15 protein-coding genes and 10 pseudogenes are annotated in these 19,241 nt (G+C 53.0%); 15 read left to right on the forward strand and 10 right to left on the reverse strand.

Going from position 1 to position 19,241, the window contains the following annotated elements; all coding sequences use genetic code 11:
• The first annotated feature begins 4 nt into the window (after positions 1-4).
• Genes L3069_RS25760 through L3069_RS25770 form a run of 3 tightly spaced genes read left to right on the forward strand, consistent with a single transcriptional unit; the run spans position 5 to position 1,223 of the window.
• Positions 5-316 carry a hypothetical protein gene (locus tag L3069_RS25760; protein WP_001452736.1) on the forward strand — a complete coding sequence of 104 codons (312 nt, stop codon included), beginning with the start codon at positions 5-7 and terminating at the stop codon, positions 314-316.
• 54 nt (positions 317-370) lie between these two features.
• Entirely contained in the window at positions 371-1,012 is a 642-nt protein-coding gene (locus tag L3069_RS25765; RefSeq protein WP_001749966.1) for a restriction endonuclease, read from the forward strand.
• Positions 1,013-1,016: 4 nt separating this feature from the next.
• On the forward strand, positions 1,017-1,223 hold the full coding sequence (locus L3069_RS25770) for a hypothetical protein (protein ID WP_001749967.1): 207 nt from the start codon (positions 1,017-1,019) through the stop codon (positions 1,221-1,223).
• Between the two features lie 10 nt (positions 1,224-1,233).
• Here L3069_RS25770 and L3069_RS25775 read toward each other — a convergent pair.
• Positions 1,234-1,506, reverse strand: a pseudogene (locus L3069_RS25775) (IS1 family transposase); the annotation flags it as partial.
• 98 nt (positions 1,507-1,604) lie between these two features.
• Between L3069_RS25775 and L3069_RS25780 the strand changes: the two are divergent.
• Positions 1,605-3,037: pseudogene (locus tag L3069_RS25780) on the forward strand (DNA cytosine methyltransferase).
• A 33-nt stretch (positions 3,038-3,070) separates the two neighbouring features.
• Here the strand turns inward: L3069_RS25780 and L3069_RS25785 are convergent.
• Positions 3,071-4,276 (reverse strand): annotated as a pseudogene (locus L3069_RS25785) (type II site-specific deoxyribonuclease).
• A gap of 61 nt (positions 4,277-4,337) precedes the next feature.
• Between L3069_RS25785 and L3069_RS25790 the strand changes: the two are divergent.
• Positions 4,338-4,403 (forward strand): annotated as a pseudogene (locus L3069_RS25790) (EAL domain-containing protein); the annotation flags it as partial.
• 139 nt (positions 4,404-4,542) lie between these two features.
• On the opposite strand, the pseudogene L3069_RS25795 reads toward L3069_RS25790, so the two are convergent.
• The 4 pseudogenes from L3069_RS25795 to dfrA14 form a co-directional block, all read right to left on the reverse strand.
• Positions 4,543-5,305: pseudogene (locus tag L3069_RS25795) on the reverse strand (IS6-like element IS6100 family transposase).
• A 117-nt stretch (positions 5,306-5,422) separates the two neighbouring features.
• A pseudogene (locus L3069_RS25800) lies at positions 5,423-5,497 on the reverse strand (EAL domain-containing protein); the annotation flags it as partial.
• Positions 5,498-5,600: 103 nt separating this feature from the next.
• Positions 5,601-5,714 (reverse strand): annotated as a pseudogene (gene mobC, locus L3069_RS25805) (plasmid mobilization relaxosome protein MobC); the annotation flags it as partial.
• Between the two features lie 220 nt (positions 5,715-5,934).
• Positions 5,935-6,407: pseudogene (gene dfrA14, locus L3069_RS25810) on the reverse strand (trimethoprim-resistant dihydrofolate reductase DfrA14).
• Positions 6,408-6,560: 153 nt separating this feature from the next.
• On the opposite strand from dfrA14, the pseudogene intI1 reads away from it, so the two are divergent.
• Together intI1 and L3069_RS25820 are read left to right on the forward strand one after the other, a co-directional pair.
• Positions 6,561-7,572 (forward strand): annotated as a pseudogene (intI1, locus tag L3069_RS25815) (class 1 integron integrase IntI1).
• Positions 7,573-7,964: 392 nt separating this feature from the next.
• Positions 7,965-8,532, forward strand: a pseudogene (locus L3069_RS25820) (recombinase family protein).
• 1,879 nt (positions 8,533-10,411) lie between these two features.
• On the opposite strand, the gene L3069_RS25825 reads toward L3069_RS25820, so the two are convergent.
• Positions 10,412-11,131, reverse strand: coding sequence for a replication initiation protein (locus L3069_RS25825; protein WP_001749982.1), 720 nt, complete (start codon positions 11,129-11,131; stop codon positions 10,412-10,414).
• A gap of 559 nt (positions 11,132-11,690) precedes the next feature.
• Between L3069_RS25825 and ardK the strand changes: the two genes are divergently transcribed.
• On the forward strand, positions 11,691-12,032 hold the full coding sequence (gene ardK / locus L3069_RS25830) for an antirestriction protein ArdAB regulator ArdK (RefSeq protein ID WP_000057569.1): 342 nt from the start codon (positions 11,691-11,693) through the stop codon (positions 12,030-12,032).
• A 14-nt stretch (positions 12,033-12,046) separates the two neighbouring features.
• Here ardK and L3069_RS25835 read toward each other — a convergent pair whose 3' ends face one another.
• The 3 genes from L3069_RS25835 to mucA form a co-directional block, all read right to left on the reverse strand.
• On the reverse strand, positions 12,047-12,838 hold the full coding sequence (locus L3069_RS25835; RefSeq protein WP_001452808.1) for a SprT-like domain-containing protein: 792 nt from the start codon (positions 12,836-12,838) through the stop codon (positions 12,047-12,049).
• A 150-nt stretch (positions 12,839-12,988) separates the two neighbouring features.
• Entirely contained in the window at positions 12,989-14,254 is a 1,266-nt protein-coding gene (mucB, locus tag L3069_RS25840) for a translesion error-prone DNA polymerase V subunit MucB (protein WP_001749980.1), read from the reverse strand.
• A complete protein-coding gene (gene mucA, locus L3069_RS25845; protein ID WP_000861760.1) occupies positions 14,242-14,682 on the reverse strand; it encodes a translesion error-prone DNA polymerase V autoproteolytic subunit MucA in 441 nt (146 codons plus the stop codon). Before mucA ends, mucB begins: the two co-directional genes overlap by 13 nt.
• A gap of 414 nt (positions 14,683-15,096) precedes the next feature.
• Here mucA and ardB point away from each other — a divergent pair, with 414 nt between their 5' ends.
• From ardB to L3069_RS25880, 7 genes are all read left to right on the forward strand, one after another.
• A complete protein-coding gene (ardB, locus tag L3069_RS25850; protein ID WP_000447669.1) occupies positions 15,097-15,522 on the forward strand; it encodes an antirestriction protein ArdB in 426 nt (141 codons plus the stop codon).
• Between the two features lie 57 nt (positions 15,523-15,579).
• A complete protein-coding gene (ardR, locus tag L3069_RS25855) occupies positions 15,580-15,984 on the forward strand; it encodes an antirestriction protein ArdAB regulator ArdR (protein WP_000881513.1) in 405 nt (134 codons plus the stop codon).
• A 9-nt stretch (positions 15,985-15,993) separates the two neighbouring features.
• Positions 15,994-16,233, forward strand: coding sequence for a hypothetical protein (locus L3069_RS25860; RefSeq protein ID WP_000932975.1), 240 nt, complete (start codon positions 15,994-15,996; stop codon positions 16,231-16,233).
• Between the two features lie 881 nt (positions 16,234-17,114).
• Positions 17,115-17,411 carry a protein CcgD gene (gene ccgD / locus L3069_RS25865; protein WP_000545925.1) on the forward strand — a complete coding sequence of 99 codons (297 nt, stop codon included), beginning with the start codon at positions 17,115-17,117 and terminating at the stop codon, positions 17,409-17,411.
• A gap of 14 nt (positions 17,412-17,425) precedes the next feature.
• Entirely contained in the window at positions 17,426-17,767 is a 342-nt protein-coding gene (locus L3069_RS25870; protein ID WP_015344948.1) for a hypothetical protein, read from the forward strand.
• Between the two features lie 68 nt (positions 17,768-17,835).
• Positions 17,836-18,120: a protein CcgC gene (gene ccgC / locus L3069_RS25875; protein ID WP_001750002.1), complete on the forward strand. Its 285-nt coding sequence runs from the start codon at positions 17,836-17,838 to the stop codon at positions 18,118-18,120.
• Positions 18,121-18,328: 208 nt separating this feature from the next.
• The gene (locus L3069_RS25880) at positions 18,329-18,661 is read left to right on the forward strand and encodes a hypothetical protein (protein ID WP_012561126.1); all 333 of its coding nucleotides are present in this window, start codon (positions 18,329-18,331) and stop codon (positions 18,659-18,661) included.
• Positions 18,662-19,241 lie beyond the last annotated feature (580 nt).

The raw sequence follows: 19,241 nt of genomic DNA on the forward strand, positions 1-19,241 counted from the left end.
CAACGTGAAAAAAATAATATTAAGTGCATTAGCCTGTACAGCTCTCTTAACTGGTTGCGTCAGCCAGGATAAAGGTAATGCGATGCAGAGCCAGCTGAATAACCAGCAACGCCAGATTAACGAATTATCCGTTCGTTTGCAGTCTGCGGAGTCCCGGCTATCAAAGCAGGAAGAAAAGCTGCGCAACGAACTGCTGCAATCCAGCGGCTATTGCTATCTGAATGGCGCCCGCTACTCGACCGGCACCGTACTTTACGGGCGGATTTGCCAGAATCAGTCAGGCAGCGCTTCGTGGCAGGTATACAGCCGTCGCTAAACACCAGGGCGGTTTAACCGCCCTTTCTTTACCCTCAGAAAGCCCACTATGACCATGATCCCCTTCCCCACTACAGAAAACCTTATTCTATGGGCTTGCAGCGCCATCGCACTGCTTGCCGTTGTATTCTTCCGGCGTTCAGTACGGCACAGGCGACACAAAAGGAAGCAGCAAAGTGCGCGGCGGGTGCTGGAGCGCATAAAGACGTTGCCGGGCTTCCCACAAAAAATTAACTACCTGAGGAAAATTGATCCTTTTGTGTTTGAAGAACTGTTGCTGGAAGGATTTGAAGCGCATGGCTTCAGAACCATCAGAAACAAACGCTATACCGGCGATGGAGGCATTGACGGCCAGGTAATAATAGGAAAATATCGCTATCTTATTCAGGCTAAACGCTATCGCGGCCATATTGCTTTACAGCACGTACAGGAGTTCGAGAAGTTGCTTAAACGTCATAACTGTCGCGGTCTGTTTTGCCATACCGGGAAAACCGGCGCAGGTTCAAAATCTGTCAGTATTGCCAGTGAACGGATGGAGATTATCAGCGGCCAGCGCCTGATAGATTTGCTCACGCCCGGCAGCTCCTTCACTATCGCAACCGCCCCGCAGACGATGATGAAGCGTACCGCAGCAACACTAGAAACGAGCACCATTGTTAAAGATGCCGGTAAAGAAAATCGATACCATGAGAGTTAATTAAATGAAGTCAGTAACTATAGAAGCAAAAACATTTGCTGAAATGTTAGGAATAACAGAAGGTGAGTTAATCTTTGCCATTAAGAAAACTGGCACATTCAAAAACAAGACCATCCCACAACCTCATGAGCCACATAAATCAAATAATAGATTTTTATATTCAGACGTAATGAGGTTTATAGAATCACTAAAAGACAAAGAGAACCGGTAATGACTCCAACTTACTGATAGTGTTTTATGTTCAGATAATGCCCGATGACCTTGTCATGCAGCTCCACCGATTTTGAGAACGACAGTGACTTCCGTCCCAGCCTTGCCAGATGTTGTCTCAGATTCAGGTTATGTCGCTCAATGCGCTGAGTGTAACGCTTGCTGATAACGTGCAGCTTTCCCTTCAGGCGGGGTTCATACAGCGGCCAGCCATCCGTCATCCATACCACGACCTCAAAGGCCGACAGCAGGCCCAGAAGACGCTCCAGCGTGGCCAACGTGCGTTACCTAACAATAAACCTGTTTAAATATCCAGATAAAAACATTCAATCTGGGTCAAATGAGTGATACAGTTTCACCCATAAGACCCAATGGAGGCAATATGTCTGAATTTGAATTACTGGCGCAGGATCTGCTTGAGAAAGCAGAAGCGGAAGAACAACTGCGACAGGAAAATGATAAAAAGCTGCTCGGGCAGGTGCTGGAAATCTATGACCAGAAGTACGTGGCTGAACTGCTTAGAAAAGTTGGTAAAAATGAGTGGAGTCGCGAGACTCTTAATCGCTGGATTAATGGTAAGTGCTCACCTAAGACGCTGACGTTAGCCGAAGAGGAACTTCTACGAAAAATGCTTCCGGAAGCGCCTGCACATCACCCTGACTATGCCTTCCGGTTTATTGACCTGTTTGCTGGGATTGGAGGTATACGGAAGGGCTTCGAAACCATCGGTGGCCAGTGCGTTTTTACCAGTGAATGGAATAAAGAGGCTGTGCGCACATATAAAGCTAACTGGTTTAACGATGCTCAGGAACACACTTTCAATCTCGATATTCGTGAAGTCACGCTCAGTGATAAACCTGAAGTACCTGAAAACGATGCCTATGCTTACATTAATGAGCATGTGCCGGATCATGATGTACTTCTAGCAGGTTTCCCTGTCAACCGTTTAGCCTTGCGGGCGTAAGCAAGAAAAACTCGCTCGGGCGCGCGCATGGTTTCGAATGTGAGGCTCAGGGAACGCTTTTCTTCGATGTGGCGCGTATTATCCGCGCAAAAAAACCTGCCATCTTTGTTCTTGAAAACGTTAAAAACCTGAAGAGCCATGACAAGGGTAAAACCTTTAAAGTCATCATGGATACCCTCGACGAACTGGGCTATGAAGTTGCGGATGCAGCTGAGATGGGCAAAAACGATCCTAAAGTTATCGACGGAAAGCACTTTTTACCTCAGCACCGAGAACGTATCGTTTTGGTCGGTTTCCGCCGTGATCTGAACATTCACCAGGGCTTTACCCTGCGCGATATTAGTCGTTTTTATCCGGAACAGCGTCCGTCATTTGGCGAACTGCTGGAACCCGTGGTTGACAGCAAATATATACTGACGCCGAAACTCTGGGAGTATCTCTATAACTACGCCAAAAAGCACGCAGCTAAGGGTAACGGATTCGGTTTTGGCCTCGTTAATCCTGAAAATAAAGAAAGCATTGCCCGTACGCTTTCTGCTCGCTATCACAAAGACGGGTCTGAAATTCTGATAGACCGTGGCTGGGATATGGCCACAGGTGAAACAGACTTCGCGAACGAAGAAAATCAGGCGCATCGGCCCCGCAGGCTGACTCCGCGAGAGTGCGCGCGCCTTATGGGTTTTGAAAAAGTAGATGGCAGGCCTTTTCGCATTCCTGTGTCAGACACTCAGTCGTACAGGCAGTTCGGTAACTCCGTAGTGGTGCCCGTGTTTGAAGCCGTAGCCAAACTGCTTGAACCTTATATCCTGAAAGCGGTTAATGCCGATTCGTGCAAGGTTGAACGAATCTGATCGCTCCTCCCGGTATTTATGCCGGGAGATAATCTATGGAATATCTGCGTAAAGCCCTGTCAGCTCAGCAATAAACGCACCTAGCGTCATTAGCTCAGCTCTCACCGCCTCCGGGTATTTTTTGTGCAGAGATGATGGCACGACCAATCTGACACCCGACTCCCGCATCTCCCGATATTGAGCCAGAGAAACTCCCTCCTGGAGTGTAAACAGATGCACCTGATGAATTTTATCGGCCTCATTCAGTATCTGACGCCAGCGATCCTTACAGGTAGTCTTGACTGCCAGCATGCGCAGATTTTCTACGGGAAACTCAGTATCGTGGTAAGCCCCTGCGGAAGGGAAAAGGAAATCGGGTTTTTATTACCTTCTGTGATGGCCTGCGTCGCAAAGTGTCGCAGGCCGTGCTCAATGAATAGATGCTCCAGGTGCAGTTCCAGCGACTTCCCGGCTCTGGATTTACGGCGATTGCTGACAGAATTGGCCAGCGCAATAAATTCATCCACAGAGCCAAATCCTTTCCGGATGATATCCAGAACATGCAGTTCCTCAACCAATAGAAATATGTCGTACTCCACGCGCCGGCGGTCAAGAAGTTGCTCATCCGGATCAAGGGAATTTTTCACATAATGGCTGGCTGCATACTGAATAATTTCACTTCCCGACGGAAAGCGCAGGTGCCAGTCTTCAGGTAGAATATATTTATGATTTACTGGCGCTTGCTGTAGAGATAGTCCGCCTAGAATCTGTCCTGCGGGGCCGGATATAAGCGCTCCGGGTATAACTTCACCAATAGCGGTCTCAATGACGTCCTCTTCATCAGTGCTGGCGCATACCCAAATATTTACTTCCTTACAGTCCCCCCTTGCTCATCAAGCTTGAAAGCCAGGAGCGTCAGAGCCCCTGTATTTTCAGGATCCTGAAGTGGGCTGCCTCTACCCCAGCGGGTAATCCTTTTTCATTCCGGGTTTTACCAAAATGACGGCTGTTATAATAAATTGCCCTGGCTTCGCTGTCAGGGCAATCATGCGATGACACATGTGCGGTGAGAAAAACCGAAGGGTTCAGTTCACGGGTATGGTTGATAGACGGAAAGAGTTTTTCAACGATACCTGAAGGGATATAAAGCCCTACCTGGTGACCACCTGTTGCGCCGGTATCGTTGGCGGAAAGGCGTTTGATGTAGACGAAGTAATTCTCACATGCGATCTCAAGTAGCCAGTTGTGGAAAACCGACATAAGCATCCCCTGTTACCCTGAAACTCTACTCACCATTTTTTCATGATTATATACAAACAGTGTCATTTTCAGAAGACGACTGCACCAGTTGATTGGGCGTAATGGCTGTTGTGCAGCCAGCTCCTGACAGTTCAATATCAGAAGTGATCTGCACCAATCTCGACTATGCTCAATACTCGTGTGCACCAAAGCGAGGTGAGCATGGCGACGGAGGCTCTGTTGCAAAGATTGGCGGCAGTCAGAGGTAGGCTGTCGCTCTGCGCCGATCAGGCGGCTGCTGCGAAATGGTGGTTGAGCATGCCCATGGCCTCCGTCAGCGCCGAGGGCCCAATGCCAAAGCTCTCTCCACAAGGCGCACCTCGCCCCTGATGCCGGGCTGCAGGCACCAGGGGCGAGCCTGTCCTTGCGCAGGGCTCGCATGACTTCGAATCCCTTGATCGTGGCATAGGCCGTGGGGATCGATTTGAAACCGCGCACCGGCTTGATCAGTATCTTGAGCTTTCCGTGATCGGCCTCGATCACGTTATTGAGATACTTCACCTGCCGGTGGGCCGTCTCCCGGTCCAGCTTTCCTTCGCGCTTCAATTCGGTGATCGCTGCACCATAGCTCGGCGCTTTGTCGGTATTGAGCGTGGCAGGCTTTTCCCAGTGCTTCAGGCCTCGCAGGGCCTTGCCCAGGAACCGCTTCGCTGCCTTGGCGCTGCGGGTCGGCGACAGGTAGAAATCGATCGTGTCGCCCCGCTTGTCGACTGCCCGGTACAGGTAGGTCCACTTGCCCCGCACCTTGACGTAGGTTTCATCCAGGCGCCAGCTCGGATCAAAGCCACGCCGCCAGAACCAGCGCAGCCGCTTCTCCATCTCCGGGGCGTAGCACTGGACCCAGCGATAGATCGTCGTATGGTCGACCGAAATGCCGCGTTCCGCCAGCATTTCCTCAAGGTCGCGATAGCTGATCGGATAGCGACAATACCAGCGCACCGCCCACAGGATCACATCACCCTGGAAATGGCGCCACTTGAAATCCGTCATCGTTCCGTCCGTCCAATCTCCGCCAAGCATGCTCAAGCTTCACGATTTTTGCAACAGAGCCCACACGAGTATTGAGCATAGTCGAGATTGGTGCAGATCACTTCTGATATTGAACTGTCAGGAGCTGGCTGCACAACAGCCATTACGCCCAATCAACTGGTGCAGTCGTCTTCTGAAAATGACAATCGTGCCACCGGCTCCAGGTCTTATCGAACAGCTCAGACACATGGTCCAAATGCTGGTCGATCCGTTCGGCCAGTTTTTCGATGGCCTCTTGCTTGAGCTTGTCACTTTCCCTGAACTCGATGTTCAAGGCCCTGGCCACCTGGTTGAGGTTCCGGCCGATAGCTCCAAGCTGCCGGCACGATTCCCGTACGGTGTTCACTTCTTCATCAGTGAGGACCGGCATCCGGTTCAACGACCGCAGTCATTTCTGTACCTAAACAGTCCTGCGAATATGTGAGTTTTGACCTAATGAGCCACAAAAACTCATTTTCGCCCACGATAATTTTTCTACTTCCTTTCTTTGGAATGCTCATTTCAATATTCACATAACGTCGCTATCAATCGCGGAAAAGGCGTAGTGCGCGAAGCGAACGAAGCTTTTTGCCGTCGATTGCATAGCTTTGTTAACCCTTTTTCCAAATTTGATAGCAATAGTTAATGTTTGAAGTAAAGTGTTGCTCAAAAACAACTTCGAAGGTATTTGGAATACTCGGGAAGAAAACATCCCCTCTGGCTCGATGTCGATCGTCGATAAGTGGAGCGTAGAGGCCATGGGTAATGTTTCTCGGTAAATTTCTCCGCCACCAGACACTATAACGTGACCGGTGAATTCAGCTAGCCTGTCCATGGCCTCTTCGATTGACTGAAATACAACTACATTGTCATCATTTGATGTCCAACCTGAGCGGGTAACGACCGCGTATTTCCTATTGGGGAGTGCGCCCATAGATTCAAACGTCTTGCGACCCACCAGAAGCCACTGATTGTAGGTCAATGCTTTAAAAAGTAGCTGCTCCCCTTTCGCGGACCAGGGTATGTCTGGACCGCAACCAATCACGCCGTTTTTCGCTTTCGCAGCCATCAATGATACTTTCAAGGTTCTCATCCTGGGTTAACTTTGTTTTAGGGCGACTGCCCTGCTGCGTAACATCGTTGCTGCTCCATAACATCAAACATCGACCCACGGCGTAACGCGCTTGCTGCTTGATGCCCGAGGCATAGACTGTACAAAAAACAGTCATAACAAGCCATGAAAACCGCCACTGCGCCGTTACCACCGCTGCGTTCGGTCAAGGTTCTGGACCAGTTGCGTGAGCGCATACGCTACTTGCATTACAGTTTACGAACCGAACAGGCTTATGTCCACTGGGTTCGTGCCTTCATCCGTTTCCACGGTGTGCGTCACCCGGCAACCTTGGGCAGCAGCGAAGTCGAGGCATTTCTGTCCTGGCTGGCGAACGAGCGCAAGGTTTCGGTCTCCACGCATCGTCAGGCATTGGCGGCCTTGCTGTTCTTCTACGGCAAGGTGCTGTGCACGGATCTGCCCTGGCTTCAGGAGATCGGAAGACCTCGGCCGTCGCGGCGCTTGCCGGTGGTGCTGACCCCGGATGAAGTGGTTCGCATCCTCGGTTTTCTGGAAGGCGAGCATCGTTTGTTCGCCCAGCTTCTGTATGGAACGGGCATGCGGATCAGTGAGGGTTTGCAACTGCGGGTCAAGGATCTGGATTTCGATCACGGCACGATCATCGTGCGGGAGGGCAAGGGCTCCAGGATCGGGCCTTGATGTTACCCGAGAGCTTGGCACCCAGCCTGCGCGAGCAGCTGTCGCGTGCACGGGCATGGTGGCTGAAGGACCAGGCCGAGGGCCGCAGCGGCGTTGCGCTTCCCGACGCCCTTGAGCGGAAGTATCCGCGCGCCGGGCATTCCTGGCCGTGGTTCTGGGTTTTGCGCAGCACACGCATTCGACCGATCCACGGAGCGGTGTCGTGCGTCGCCATCACATGTATGACCAGACCTTTCAGCGCGCCTTCAAACGTGCCGTAGAACAAGCAGGCATCACGAAGCCCGCCACACCGCACACCCTCCGCCACTCGTTCGCGACGGCCTTGCTCCGCAGCGGTTACGACATTCGAACCGTGCAGGATCTGCTCGGCCATTCCGACGTCTCTACGACGATGATTTACACGCATGTGCTGAAAGTTGGCGGTGCCGGAGTGCGCTCACCGCTTGATGCGCTGCCGCCCCTCACTAGTGAGAGGTAGGGCAGCGCAAGTCAATCCTGGCGGATTCACTACCCCTGCGCGAAGGCCATCGGTGCCGCATCGAACGGCCGGTTGCGGAAAGTCCTCCCTGCGTCCGCTGATGGCCGGCAGCAGCCCGTCGTTGCCTGATGGATCCAACCCCTCCGCTGCTATAGTGCAGTCGGCTTCTGACGTTCAGTGCAGCCGTCTTCTGAAAACGACAAACAGCCAGAAAGGCTGTTACAGGCGATTTGATCTGCAACCTATTGGTTAAATTAATGTATCAAAAACGATGGTTTTTGTGACAGTCTTGAAAAGTCCTGACTTCTCCCGAAAAATGACTCCCCTCATGTAACAAAACTCGTTACTGTATCAACATAACAATAACCCCATAACTAATTAGCGAGAAAAGAATGAAAATCGGCTATGCACGTAAATCTACGCATCTTCAGGATGTGGCGCACCAGGTTGACGAACTAACAAAAGCTGGATGTGAGCAAATCTATCAGGATCAGACCTCACGTAGCGGCCCAAAGCGCGACAAAAAAGGTGCGCCGGAACTGGAGAACTGCCTGAAAGCATTGCGCGAGGGAGATACCCTAGTAGTTTGGGCACTAGATCGGCTCGGCGGTTCATTGGGTCAAGTCATTACTTTACTCGACGACCTGAAGAAACGCGGAATAACTTTCATAGCCATCAAGGACAGAATAGACACAAATGCGCCAGTTATAGGGGAAATCTATACTCATCTGATGGCGATATTCTCTAGCTTTGAACGCAACCGCAATATTGAAAGAACGCGCTCAGGCCTTGCAGCTGCACGCGCAAGGGGCCGTGTGGGGGAGAAAACCGTCACTTTCTGAAGAAGATGTTAAACAAATTAGAATCTTACTTGCTGATCCTGAAATGACAGTTGGTGCAGTTGCTAAGCGCTTCAACGTTTCTCGCATGACTATTTATCGCTACACCACAAAATCATGAATGACCGCAGCATGGCGGTTTTATTTTCTTATGCCGTCAGGGCATGGAAGGCGACCACGCCGGAGTTAAACGGGCACCGGCCGCAAATCGCCGGAAACCGCAATGCTGAACGTATCGCCCGACCCAGCCCCCTCCCTGCAAAGCCCTAATCCCGCTCACCGCCACACAGCTGCCGTATGTCCCCACGGGGTGCGCAGTGGGCGCCGCGCGCCTGCGCGCGGGAACGGCGGCCCGCCTTCGGGTCGCGGCGCCGTACTGCGAGTTAGCGGCCGCACGCGGCCGGTTACGGGGGACACTACGCCATACGACCAGCGACCCGCTGAGCTGCACAATCCACGGATAACACAAGCTACATACATGTCGATATGGGAATCCGCCCATCTTGCCGGGCGCCGCTGTCGTGTGGAAATCCGCCCACCTTACCGGGCGCCGGTGCCGTGTGGGAATCCACCCACCTTGCCGGGCGCCGGTGCTGTGTGGAAATCCGCCCACCTTGCCGGGCGCCGGTGCCGTGTGGGAATCCGCCCACCTTGCCGGGTGCCGGTGCCGTGTGGAAATCCGCCCACCTTGCCGGGCGCCGGTGCCGTGTGGGAATCCGCCCACCTTGCCGGGCGCCGGTGCTGTGTGGGAATCCGCCCACCTTGCCGGGCGCCGGTGCTGTGTGGGAATCCGCCCACCTTGCCGGGCGCCGGTGCCGTGTGGGAATCCGCCCACCTTGCCGGGCGCCGGTGCCGTGTGGGAATCCCCCCACCTTGCCGGGCGCCGGTGCCGTGTGGAAATCCGCCCACCTTGCCGGGCGCCGGTGCTGTGTGGAAATCCGCCCACCCTTTCCGGGCGCCGGTGCTGTGTGGGAATCCGCCCACCTTGCCGGGCGCCGGTGCTGTGTGGAAATCCGCCCACCCTTTCCGGGCGCCGGAGCCGTGTGGGAATCCGCCCACCTTGCCGGGCGCCGGTGCCGTGTGGGAATCCGCCCACCTTGCCGGGCGCCGGTGCTGTGTGGAAATCCGCCCACCCTTTCCGGGCGCCGGAGCCGTGTGGGAATCCGCCCACCTTGCCGGGCGCCGGTGCCGTGTGGAATCCGCCCACCTTGCCGGGCGCCGGAGCCGTGTGGGAATCCGCCCACCTTGCCGGGCGCCGGTGCCGTGTGGGAATCCGCCCACCTTGCCGGGCGCCGGTGCCGTGTGGAAATCCGCCCACCTTGCCGGGCGCCGGTGCTGTGTGGAAATCCGCCCACCCTTTCCGGGCGCCGGTGCCGTGTGGGAATCCGCCCACCTTGCCGGGCGCCGGTGCTGTGTGGAAATCCGCCCACCCTTTCCGGGCGCCGGAGCCGTGTGGGAATCCGCCCACCTTGCCGGGCGCCGGTGCCGTGTGGGAATCCGCCCACCTTGCCGGGCGCCGGTGCTGTGTGGGAATCCGCCCACCTTGCCGGGCGCCGGTGCCGTGTGGGAATCCGCCCACCTTGCCGGGCGCCGGTGCCGTGTGGAAATCCGCCCACCTTGCCGGGCGCCGGTGCCGTGTGGGAATCCGCCCACCTTGCCGGGCGCCGGTGCCGTGTGGGAATCCGCCCACCTTGCCGGGCGCCGGTGCTGTGTGGAAATCCGCCCACCCTTTCCGGGCGCCGGAGCCGTGTGGGAATCCGCCCACCTTGCCGGGCGCCGGTGCCGTGTGGGAATCCGCCCACCTTGCCGGGCGCCGGAGCCGTGTGGGAATCCGCCCACCTTGCCGGGCGCCGGTGCCGTGTGGGAATCCGCCCACCTTGCCGGGCGCCGGTGCCGTGTGGGAATCCGCCCACCTTGCCGGGCGCCGGTGCTGTGTGGAAATTCGCCCATCTTCATGACAAAAATTTGTCAAATGACAGGCTCATGTGTGCTGATTTATGTCAGACGGGATTTTGCTTATCAATTATTGAGAACAGAAATTTTCCTGAATCATCAATACTATACTTAGCAAGTAAAGGTGTTTTCTCATTTATCTGCTTGAGTGCAGGATCAAGGAAAGATCGTTTCAACTCTGCCAAGTTCTTCTGTTGGGATTCCGGCAAAAGGAAACGGTCATTTAACCAAGCATGAGTAGTAACCCATAAGCCTGAAGATTTGAATTGAGCAAGACTTTCATAAAGGCGGATCGTCCGTGGATTTCGAAGACTGCCACAATCGCGGAGCGAGTAGGTGGTGAACTGGTTCGTCAGGCCGTAAATGTACCGCAGGAGTTTATGGTTAAATTCGATTTCCCAGATACCACGAGCTGATCGGCTGCCAGCCTCTGTTAGCCAGGGGCGCGCGACGCAGTCAAAACTTCCTTCTTTCGGGTAAAAGATTACCGCAGAACGGCTTAACTCAAACACGCCTTCTTTAACATCCTTGATAGCCTGGTTACGGCTTACCTGAAAAATTTGCTCATAGTCAGCCACCTTTACTTTGAAAGTAGAGTCACCGAGTACAGCCATCTCATCATCATCTTCGCTTACTGAAGCTGTGAAATACGTCTGCATAAGACATAACCAGAGAACGCGCTTTGCTTTTAGCGAGAGGTAGTAAGCAGCTTCGGTAAGCTCGTTAGACTGCTTAACTTTTATCTTTTTGTTCAGCAACTTATCCATGAGCCTTGCCTTTGTGGGTTAAAAATTACTCTCCACACTACCACAAAGTTCAAACAAGTAAATACATTTTTTACAGTTTCGTCTAAGGTGGGCCAATTCCCATAACAAGGTGGGCTAATTCCCATAGTAAGGTGGGGTGTTTCCCATAGATAGGTGGGCCAATTCCCATAACAAGGTGGGCGGATTCCCAGAGATAACACTTATTTATGATTTTAAATCAATGAGTTATATAGCTCTAAAAGACTTTAAAAAGATAAAAAATCTATAAAATACCTTTTAAAAATATGCCTGTGGATATGTGCATATCATCGCTTACCAGCGCCGCTTCGCGGCTCGGTCAACCCCTCAGAACCGCGAAAACAAGTTTCGCAGTTCTTCACGGTTCATGTTTTAATCCAAGCATGGCGCCAGCACCTTCGCGGCACCATCGAGGCCCGCGCTGCTGCCGCACCGGGCCTCACCCTCAAATAAAATAAAGTTTATAAAAATCGTACTTGTATTGACCCCAGTTTATTCTGAGTATATCCTTTCTGTAACCAAAACTACGGAGGCGCCACAGATGGCTCAGAAAAACAGAATTTCAGAAACAGAATGGAAACAGCTGCTGCCGCAAATGGCTTCCTTTGCACACATCACAACAGATATTGGCTATTCCGTGCTTGTCAAAGGTGAGAAATCATCAGACGTAGCCACGCGAGTAGGCCGTTCCAAGCAAAACATTTCCAGCACCGTTAAGCGAATCTGGGATTTGTACCAGAACACCACTCTTAAAGCCGAGAACGGCGAACCATTAAAATTAGTTCAGGTCTGGATACCAGCAAGCCTTGCTGAAACTGTTTTAAAAGAAGCCGCGAAGTACAGCATTAATAACATCACGACCTCGGAAATGGAAAAAAAATAAAGTCCGAAAGGACTTTATTTTAAGACTACTAACGCGGCTTTATTACAGTGCTCGCCACCACAGTAAACCACTATCCCCGGTTTACCCCAGAGATTGATATGACACACCGGGCAGCTGTACTTTTCCCGGTTTGTTTTGTTCACCGGCGCTTCAGGCGGCGGGGTTACAAATCGCATGGCCTCTATGATCTCGTCGTCGAGTTCAACCGGGTCGCGCCCTTCCTCCACCTCCTGTTCGTGTTCGCTATCATCTTCCTCGTCGTCAATATAGCCTTTTCCTGTAGGGCTTAGCACAGCGCCAGGCTTAGGCTGGTAAGGCGGAAACCTGTCCATCCAGGAAAGCCGGAAATGGCCTGTCAGCAGTTCATCACAGGCCATATCGAAAGGGCCACCGGCAATAATATAATGGGTCATGCTCTGGCCCACTTTCCTGCCTCCCGGTTCGCCGGTATCAGAAGGCATTAGTCCTACCCGTTCCATCCGGGCCGCCCACTGTTTGTTGTGATAGCCACGGCGGCCAGGCTCGCCAAAATGGAATTGCCACTGATGAACCATCTCATGCACCAGTGTTGAAAGCGTGGCCTTTATGGTTCTGATCGAGAAATACACCGGATTCATAGCGATCTCGTCTACCGTGTACCCACTCTCACGGCCGACGAAACGCTTAAAGGAACAATAGCCATACGTTCGCTTCTCACGCTGCAACGTTATCAGGCATGGCGGCAGCTCGTTGCTGAATAGCTTCTCATTAAAAAAATCGTAGGCTCTCTGAAGTTCATCGTAGGTTTCGGGCGTAGGCAAATTCACTGTTAACCTCACATATATGTATTGTGCAATACACATAATTTAGCTGATCTTTTATACAGATGAAACGCCTTTTACCGAAAACCGCGAAACCGCGCCGAAACTCGTTTCGGCCGGTTGAGGGGTTGACCGGCCCGCGTGCGGCGCCGGTAATTATTTGATGGTTGCTGTTGGTATCGAGCGCCAGTCTGTCGTGTAATCAGGTGACAACATCTGACGGCGCATGGCAAAGGAGTTATCGATGCCCTGGCCTGCAAAAAACAGCTGGCTCTTGCCACGCCGGTTTATGCCATCGAGAACAGCCATTAACGCCTCGCTGCCAGCTGAAGGCGTAGCAGAGTCGAATAAATCCAGCTGGGCCTCCTTTCCGCTGAAATCGGCCAGCATGATCCCTGCTTTTGCATACGCAATATCTTCCCGCCAGATCCGCGCCAGCGCGGCTTGTGCCGCCTGAATTATCGTGCGGCTGTCCTGGGTTGCCACCGTCAGTTTTTCGGTTGCCTGATTGGCATACTGTGTATCACGCACTGAATAAGGACTGGTGCGGATAAAGACGCTTATGACGCGGCAGTATTGCCGCTCATTACGCAGTTTTTCAGCTGCGCGCGCTGCAAATCCGGTGATCGCCTGCTGCATATCCGCCAGGGCTACTACGCGTTGGCCGAATGAGCGCGATACAACAATCTGCTGCTTCGCCGGAGGGTTTTCTTCCAGGCTGAAGCAAGCCTCGCCGCGTAGCTCCCGTACCGTTCTTTCAAGCACAACACCAAACGTCTTACGGATTAGGCGCGTATCTGCCCTGGCTAAATCCAGCACCGTTTTGATCCCCATTGTGGCGAGTGCTTTCTCTGTACGATGGCCGACGCCCCAGACTTCCGCAACCGGCAGGATGCTCATTAATTTCTTCAGTCTGGCGCCATCGTCCAGAGCAACCACCCCGCCAGTAGCGGGCCATGTTTTTGCAGCGTGGTTACACAGCTTCGCCAGCGTCTTAGTACGGGCAATACCGACCCCGCATACCAGCGTTGTGTGTCGCCTGACTTCCTCGCGCAGTTGGCGCCCGAAAGCGTCAAGGCTCATGGCGGCCGTTATCCCTTTGCAGTCAACAAAAAGCTCGTCGATTGAATACTGTTCGACGTGGCTTGCAAGGGACTCAACTACGGCCGCGAACCGGGCCGACATGGAGGCATAGAGAGTGTAATTAGAGCTAAAAATAGCGATGTTATGACGCTCGATTATGGGTCTGACTTTGAAGTACGGATCGCCCATTTTCAGGCCCGCTTTCTTCGCCAGGTAATTACGGGCCACAATGTTGCCGTCATTGTTGGATAAAACGGCCACTGCTCGGTTTGCCAGATCTGGCCTAAATGCCTGCTCACAGCTGGCGTACATGCCATTGACATCAATCAGCGCAAACATACCGGATGCTCGATAAGGGAATGCGTAACCACTCCCCAGATTTCAACGCTCTCATTATCCGGGTCAATGTAGTACACAGGAAAATCTTTGTTCATCGGCATCAGGCAGGGTCTGGGCCTCAGCAGTAGCCGCTTCACGGTAAATTCATTATGGATGCAGGCGACTACGATTGAGCCGTGGCTGGCCGTCAGCGAGCGATCCACAACCAGTACGTCACCATCATGGATGCGGCCATCTTCCATTGACGAGCCAGAAACCCGCAGGAAGTAAGTTGCTGAAGGGTGACGAACACAATACTCATGCAGGTTTAACTCCTGCTTTTCATAGCCCTGGGCCGGGCTGGGGAACCCCGCAGAAATTCTTTGCAGATAAAAAGGGATGCTGTGTACCCGGCTGGCGCCGGAGCTTTCAAAAATATCGACCTTCATAGCGATCTTCCAAATCACTGTTTACTTATACAGTATCGCTGTTATGGTCAGGTTGGCAAGTTTTACAGGTACTCTACTATATGTAGTGCTGCTTCAGCTGCCAACGAACGCTATATATAGTGTTTGTTGGCTTTCTGCTTTCTCAGTGTCCCCTGTAACCGGCCGCGTGGCGGCGGGCTAGCAGGGAGGGGGGTGGCCTGTCGCTCCGGTCAGTCCCGCAGTTTCCGGCGATTTGCCCCCGGTGTCCGGTGGAGTCCGGCGAGGTCGCCTTCCATGCTCTGACGGGCATAAAATTAGGTAAATATAATCCGTACTTGTATTGACTTTAACGCCCCATTGTACGATAATTAAAAAGTGGCAGGTGATGTGCCTGCCGCTTAACCATCGCCGGTATCGGCTTAAAGAGGAAGTATCATGGAAACTATCGAAATCACCGCCCGCTACATTTCTGAAAACGCCCGCATGAACTTCATGCCTGCGGCATTTCGTGGCGCTTTCTTCAGCGCAGATCACTTCATTCAGTCCTTTCTGAATCGTTACGCTAAAGACTACCAGGGAGGGTATTGGGAATACCTTCAGGCCAGCAATGGCGCGTTTTTTATGGAAGCGCCCCAACCTCTTTGGCTCTCGTTACCTAACTATTTTGAAGGTGAATGCAGCGCGCGCGAAGTAGGGATTATTGTTTGTCTGTATGCCTACAGTTACTTTTGCGGGCTGGCATATGAAGAAGGCAAAGCCGAACTGAACGAAACGATGGCTAACCGGTATCACCTGTTGCGGGAGTACGTTAATACGCTGGAGAACGAAAGCCAGAATCGTATTTATCGTGCCATTGATTAACTGATAACCAGGCGGGCAAAGCCCGCCTTATCGTGACTGTCACGCTCAGGGGAAACTATGTTAGCGACACTTCAACACCCTACCGCCTGGCAATTGCCAGATCGGTTAATGCTTTTGGAACTGTTAATGTTCGATTACCGTAATTCCGATCAGGAGCGCTACGGCCAGCAAATCTATCACCACTATCGTAAACAGGGTAATCATCGCTGGGATACTTCTGTTCATCAGGATAGCGGCGGCCAATACGCGATTATTTTCCGGCACTCCTTCAGCAAAAAACAGGCTGATGGCGTTAAGCGAACGATGATCCGCGATGAAACCGTTATACGGGCAGGTACGGCGCAGGAGCTGACAGAAGCGACATTTCCCGACTTCCAGGATAGCGATATTCTGAAGGCGTCGGATTTCTTTAAGTCGCTTATCCAGCGCAAAGCGGCAGACGTAACACAAACCGATATTTGAGGATCAGCGATGCTGAACAAAACCGAAAACAACACCAACATTAGTAGTATCAACCCCTGTTCTACAGAGAGCCTAATAGCCGTGACGGGAAATGATGGAGAGACGCATATCATTCAGCGTGAGTTAATATCCCACTCTGTTGAAGGGCATGAAGCCACAATCATTCACCTTGTAACCGGGAAGTCGATAAGGGTTTCTTTGTCATCTGAAATTCTGGCAAAAAAACTAGGCATTACCGTGTCTGAATAACGGGTTTTGTTGCTTTGTTATAAGGTTTTATCCGTGTGTGGCAGAGTTCTAAAAAGGGAAACGTGAGAGATTATGAATACGATTAGCATAACGGAAATCGTGTTGAGTGTGCTTCTTGCGGGCGCTTTGGGGCCGGTTTTATTACGTCGAAAAAAAGGTCTGCTGTTACTGTTGTTGATTCTGGTCTGCACGATACTTTTGCTTCATGGTGTCACTACGATTTACTGATGTGGTCGAAAATCTTTAAAAGCGAACCCCGGACGTCACCCTCCGGGGCCGTTCTGCTGTGCTGCGCATCGAGCCGCTACGCGTCTCGCCCGCTCACGCGGGCAGCTGCCACTGACGCCTCCGGCCTGCGGCCTCCGCGCTCCGCTTGGCAACCCCTTCCCTGCTGCCGCTCATTTCCCCTTCAGCCTCCTATCATGATTCGTCTCCTGCATTATCCGTGGATTGTGCAGCTCAGTGGGGCGCTGGCCGTGACGGTGCGGTGTCCCCCGTAACCGGCCGCGCGGCGGCCGCTAACTCGCAGTACGGCGCCGCGACCCGCAGGCGGGCCGCCGTACCCGCGCGCAGGCGCGCGGCGCCCACTGCGCACCCCCGTGGGGGACGTGCGGCAGCTGCGTGGCGGCGGGCTGGGTTATGGCTTAGCAGGAAGGGGGGTTGGCCTGTTGCTCCGGTCAGTCCCGCAGTTTCCGGCGATTTGCGGCCGGTGTCCGGTGGAGTCCGGCGCGGTCGCCTTCCATGCCCTGACGGGCATAAAAACATGTAAATAAATTCCGTACTTGTATTGACTTTAAAGGCGTAATCACCGATAATTAAATCATCGGGAGGCAACACCGCCACCCGAAAAATTGCCGGTATCGGCGCTTACAGGAGTCGTCATGCACTTTACTAACTTCCTTCAGCGTTACTTCGATATAGAGATTGAACATACCTTTGACCCTACCATTCAGGGCAGCAACGAAACGGGTAAAGACGTCACTAAAATCTGGATCTATGAGAAGGGCGAGGATAGCGAACCGCTGCTTACTCTGACAGAAGCATGGTGGTATACCGAGACAAAAACGGCTGGTAACTGGCTTATCGGCAACGTGTATTCAACGCTTGAGCATGGGCGTGAAATTCATGAAAGCGAATTTCGTAAACTGGTAACAGCTGGCAAGGTGATATCAGCATGAGTAAGGGGAATAAAATGCTTATTAATCGGATAGCGGTTATCGGGCTTGCAGTTGTCGCAGCCGCTACGCAGGCAGGTGTGCCGCCGGTTAAGTTTTTTTACCGGGATACAGTCCCGGTAAGCATTACGCTGGACGAACCCGCAACGGGTTGCAGCATGGCCGGTGTGATTGTTCATCCAGTGGATCGGCCAGCGGCAAAAGTGGCGTGGTTTAGCGAGCGGATTTGCGGTAAAAAACGTTACCCGGTTAGCTTTATCAGTGATGAAATTAGCGCCCCGCATAACGTGATCCATAAAGGGGAAAAGTTTCACGTTACCCCGGCTCAGGTCAATCTCCTGGACGCGCAAAACCTCTAATTAAATCATCGGGTGGCAATACCGCCGCCCGAACAATCGCCGGTATCGGCAACCATCAAGGAGTTCACATGTATCACTATCTCGTTTTTGTCCCTCTCGCATTAATTTTTAGCGCCGCTGCGCTTGCCCTGCCCTGGTTTATCGTTCGTGCGGGATACAGGGATCTGGTGCAGATCACCTGCGCCTGCGTCTCTGTTCTGGGCCTGTGTGCGGCGACAGGGGTTTTCAGCTACTTCGATAATAAGCCGCTTGCGTTTCTGTACGGTTGCGGCGCGCTGGCGTGCTTTTTGTACGCGGTAGACTGCGCGATACCGTTGTATATGACGCGTAAAAAGCCACGTAAGCAGCTGTAAGAAAAAAGGCGGGTAATCCCCGCCTTTTTTATTGAGGCTGTCAGAAAGCGATTCAGGCACTCTATGAACGCTTTGCAAGATATAAAATTTTGTATGCACATTCAGTACTTATATTGACTTTGAGGACATAATCACCGATAATTAAATCATCGGGAGGCAACACCGTCGCCCGCAAAATTGCCGGTATCGGCGCGCAAAGGAGTACATCATGGATTACCAGACCCGCTTAAATTCTGATATAACCAAAGAGATTGATTATCTGGCATCACTGCGTAAACAACGCATGGTGGCGGATCTGCGCACAGAGCTGGTTTACGGCTCCCTGGAGCGTCTGGCAGATATGATCTGCAACACCGTCACTGACTGGTCGCTTCCCTGCCCTGTTCTGCCGCTTTCTTCCGTACAGCAATGGCACAAAGCCCGCGAAATCGTCCTGGCAGATTATGAGGACTTCGGCCACGATGCCTGGGACTTTGCCCGCCACTATATGAAAACAGAGCTTAGCTTCGGTTATGCCTGCTACAAAGACGATATTGCCTGATGATTAACAACATGGGGGCTAACGCCCCTGATAAACTGACCCTTTTAATGGCCTTACCGCCGATTTCAGATGGAACGAGAGATAAACAGCGGCAGACTCCGGGCGTTACCCCTTCGGGGCCGCTCTGCTGTGCTGCGCATCGAGCCGGTTCCCGTCTCGCCCCGCTTACGCGGGCAGCGGCCGCTAACGCCTCCGGCCTTCGGCCTCCGCGCTCCGCTTGGCCTCCGGGCTTCGCCCTCCGCGCTGGCGCTTGGCGGCTGGCGTCAGCCGCCAGCCAGGTTCGCCGGTATCTCAGCTGCCCGGTCATAAAGCCGTTCCGTTGGCGTGGGTCGTTCCGCCTATGACCGCAGTGAAACCGGGCGCGGCAGGTTGTCAACAGACGCTTCGCTCAAGCTGTTGACAACCTGCCTTATTCGCCCGGTTACAGTGCGGCCGTCGGAAACGACACCCCGCCAACTTCTCTACAGGTGCTATATGACCTCTACCATCCTCGAAAACCTACCGCAAATCATCACCTCGCTGGCCGCTCTGATTACGGCCGTAACCGGCCTAATCAAAGTGCTACGCGACAAAGACAAGT

Origin of the sequence: Enterobacter cloacae complex sp. ECL411 (assembly GCF_021869665.1) — a bacterium.
In the GTDB taxonomy this organism is placed as follows: domain Bacteria; phylum Pseudomonadota; class Gammaproteobacteria; order Enterobacterales; family Enterobacteriaceae; genus Enterobacter; species Enterobacter intestinihominis.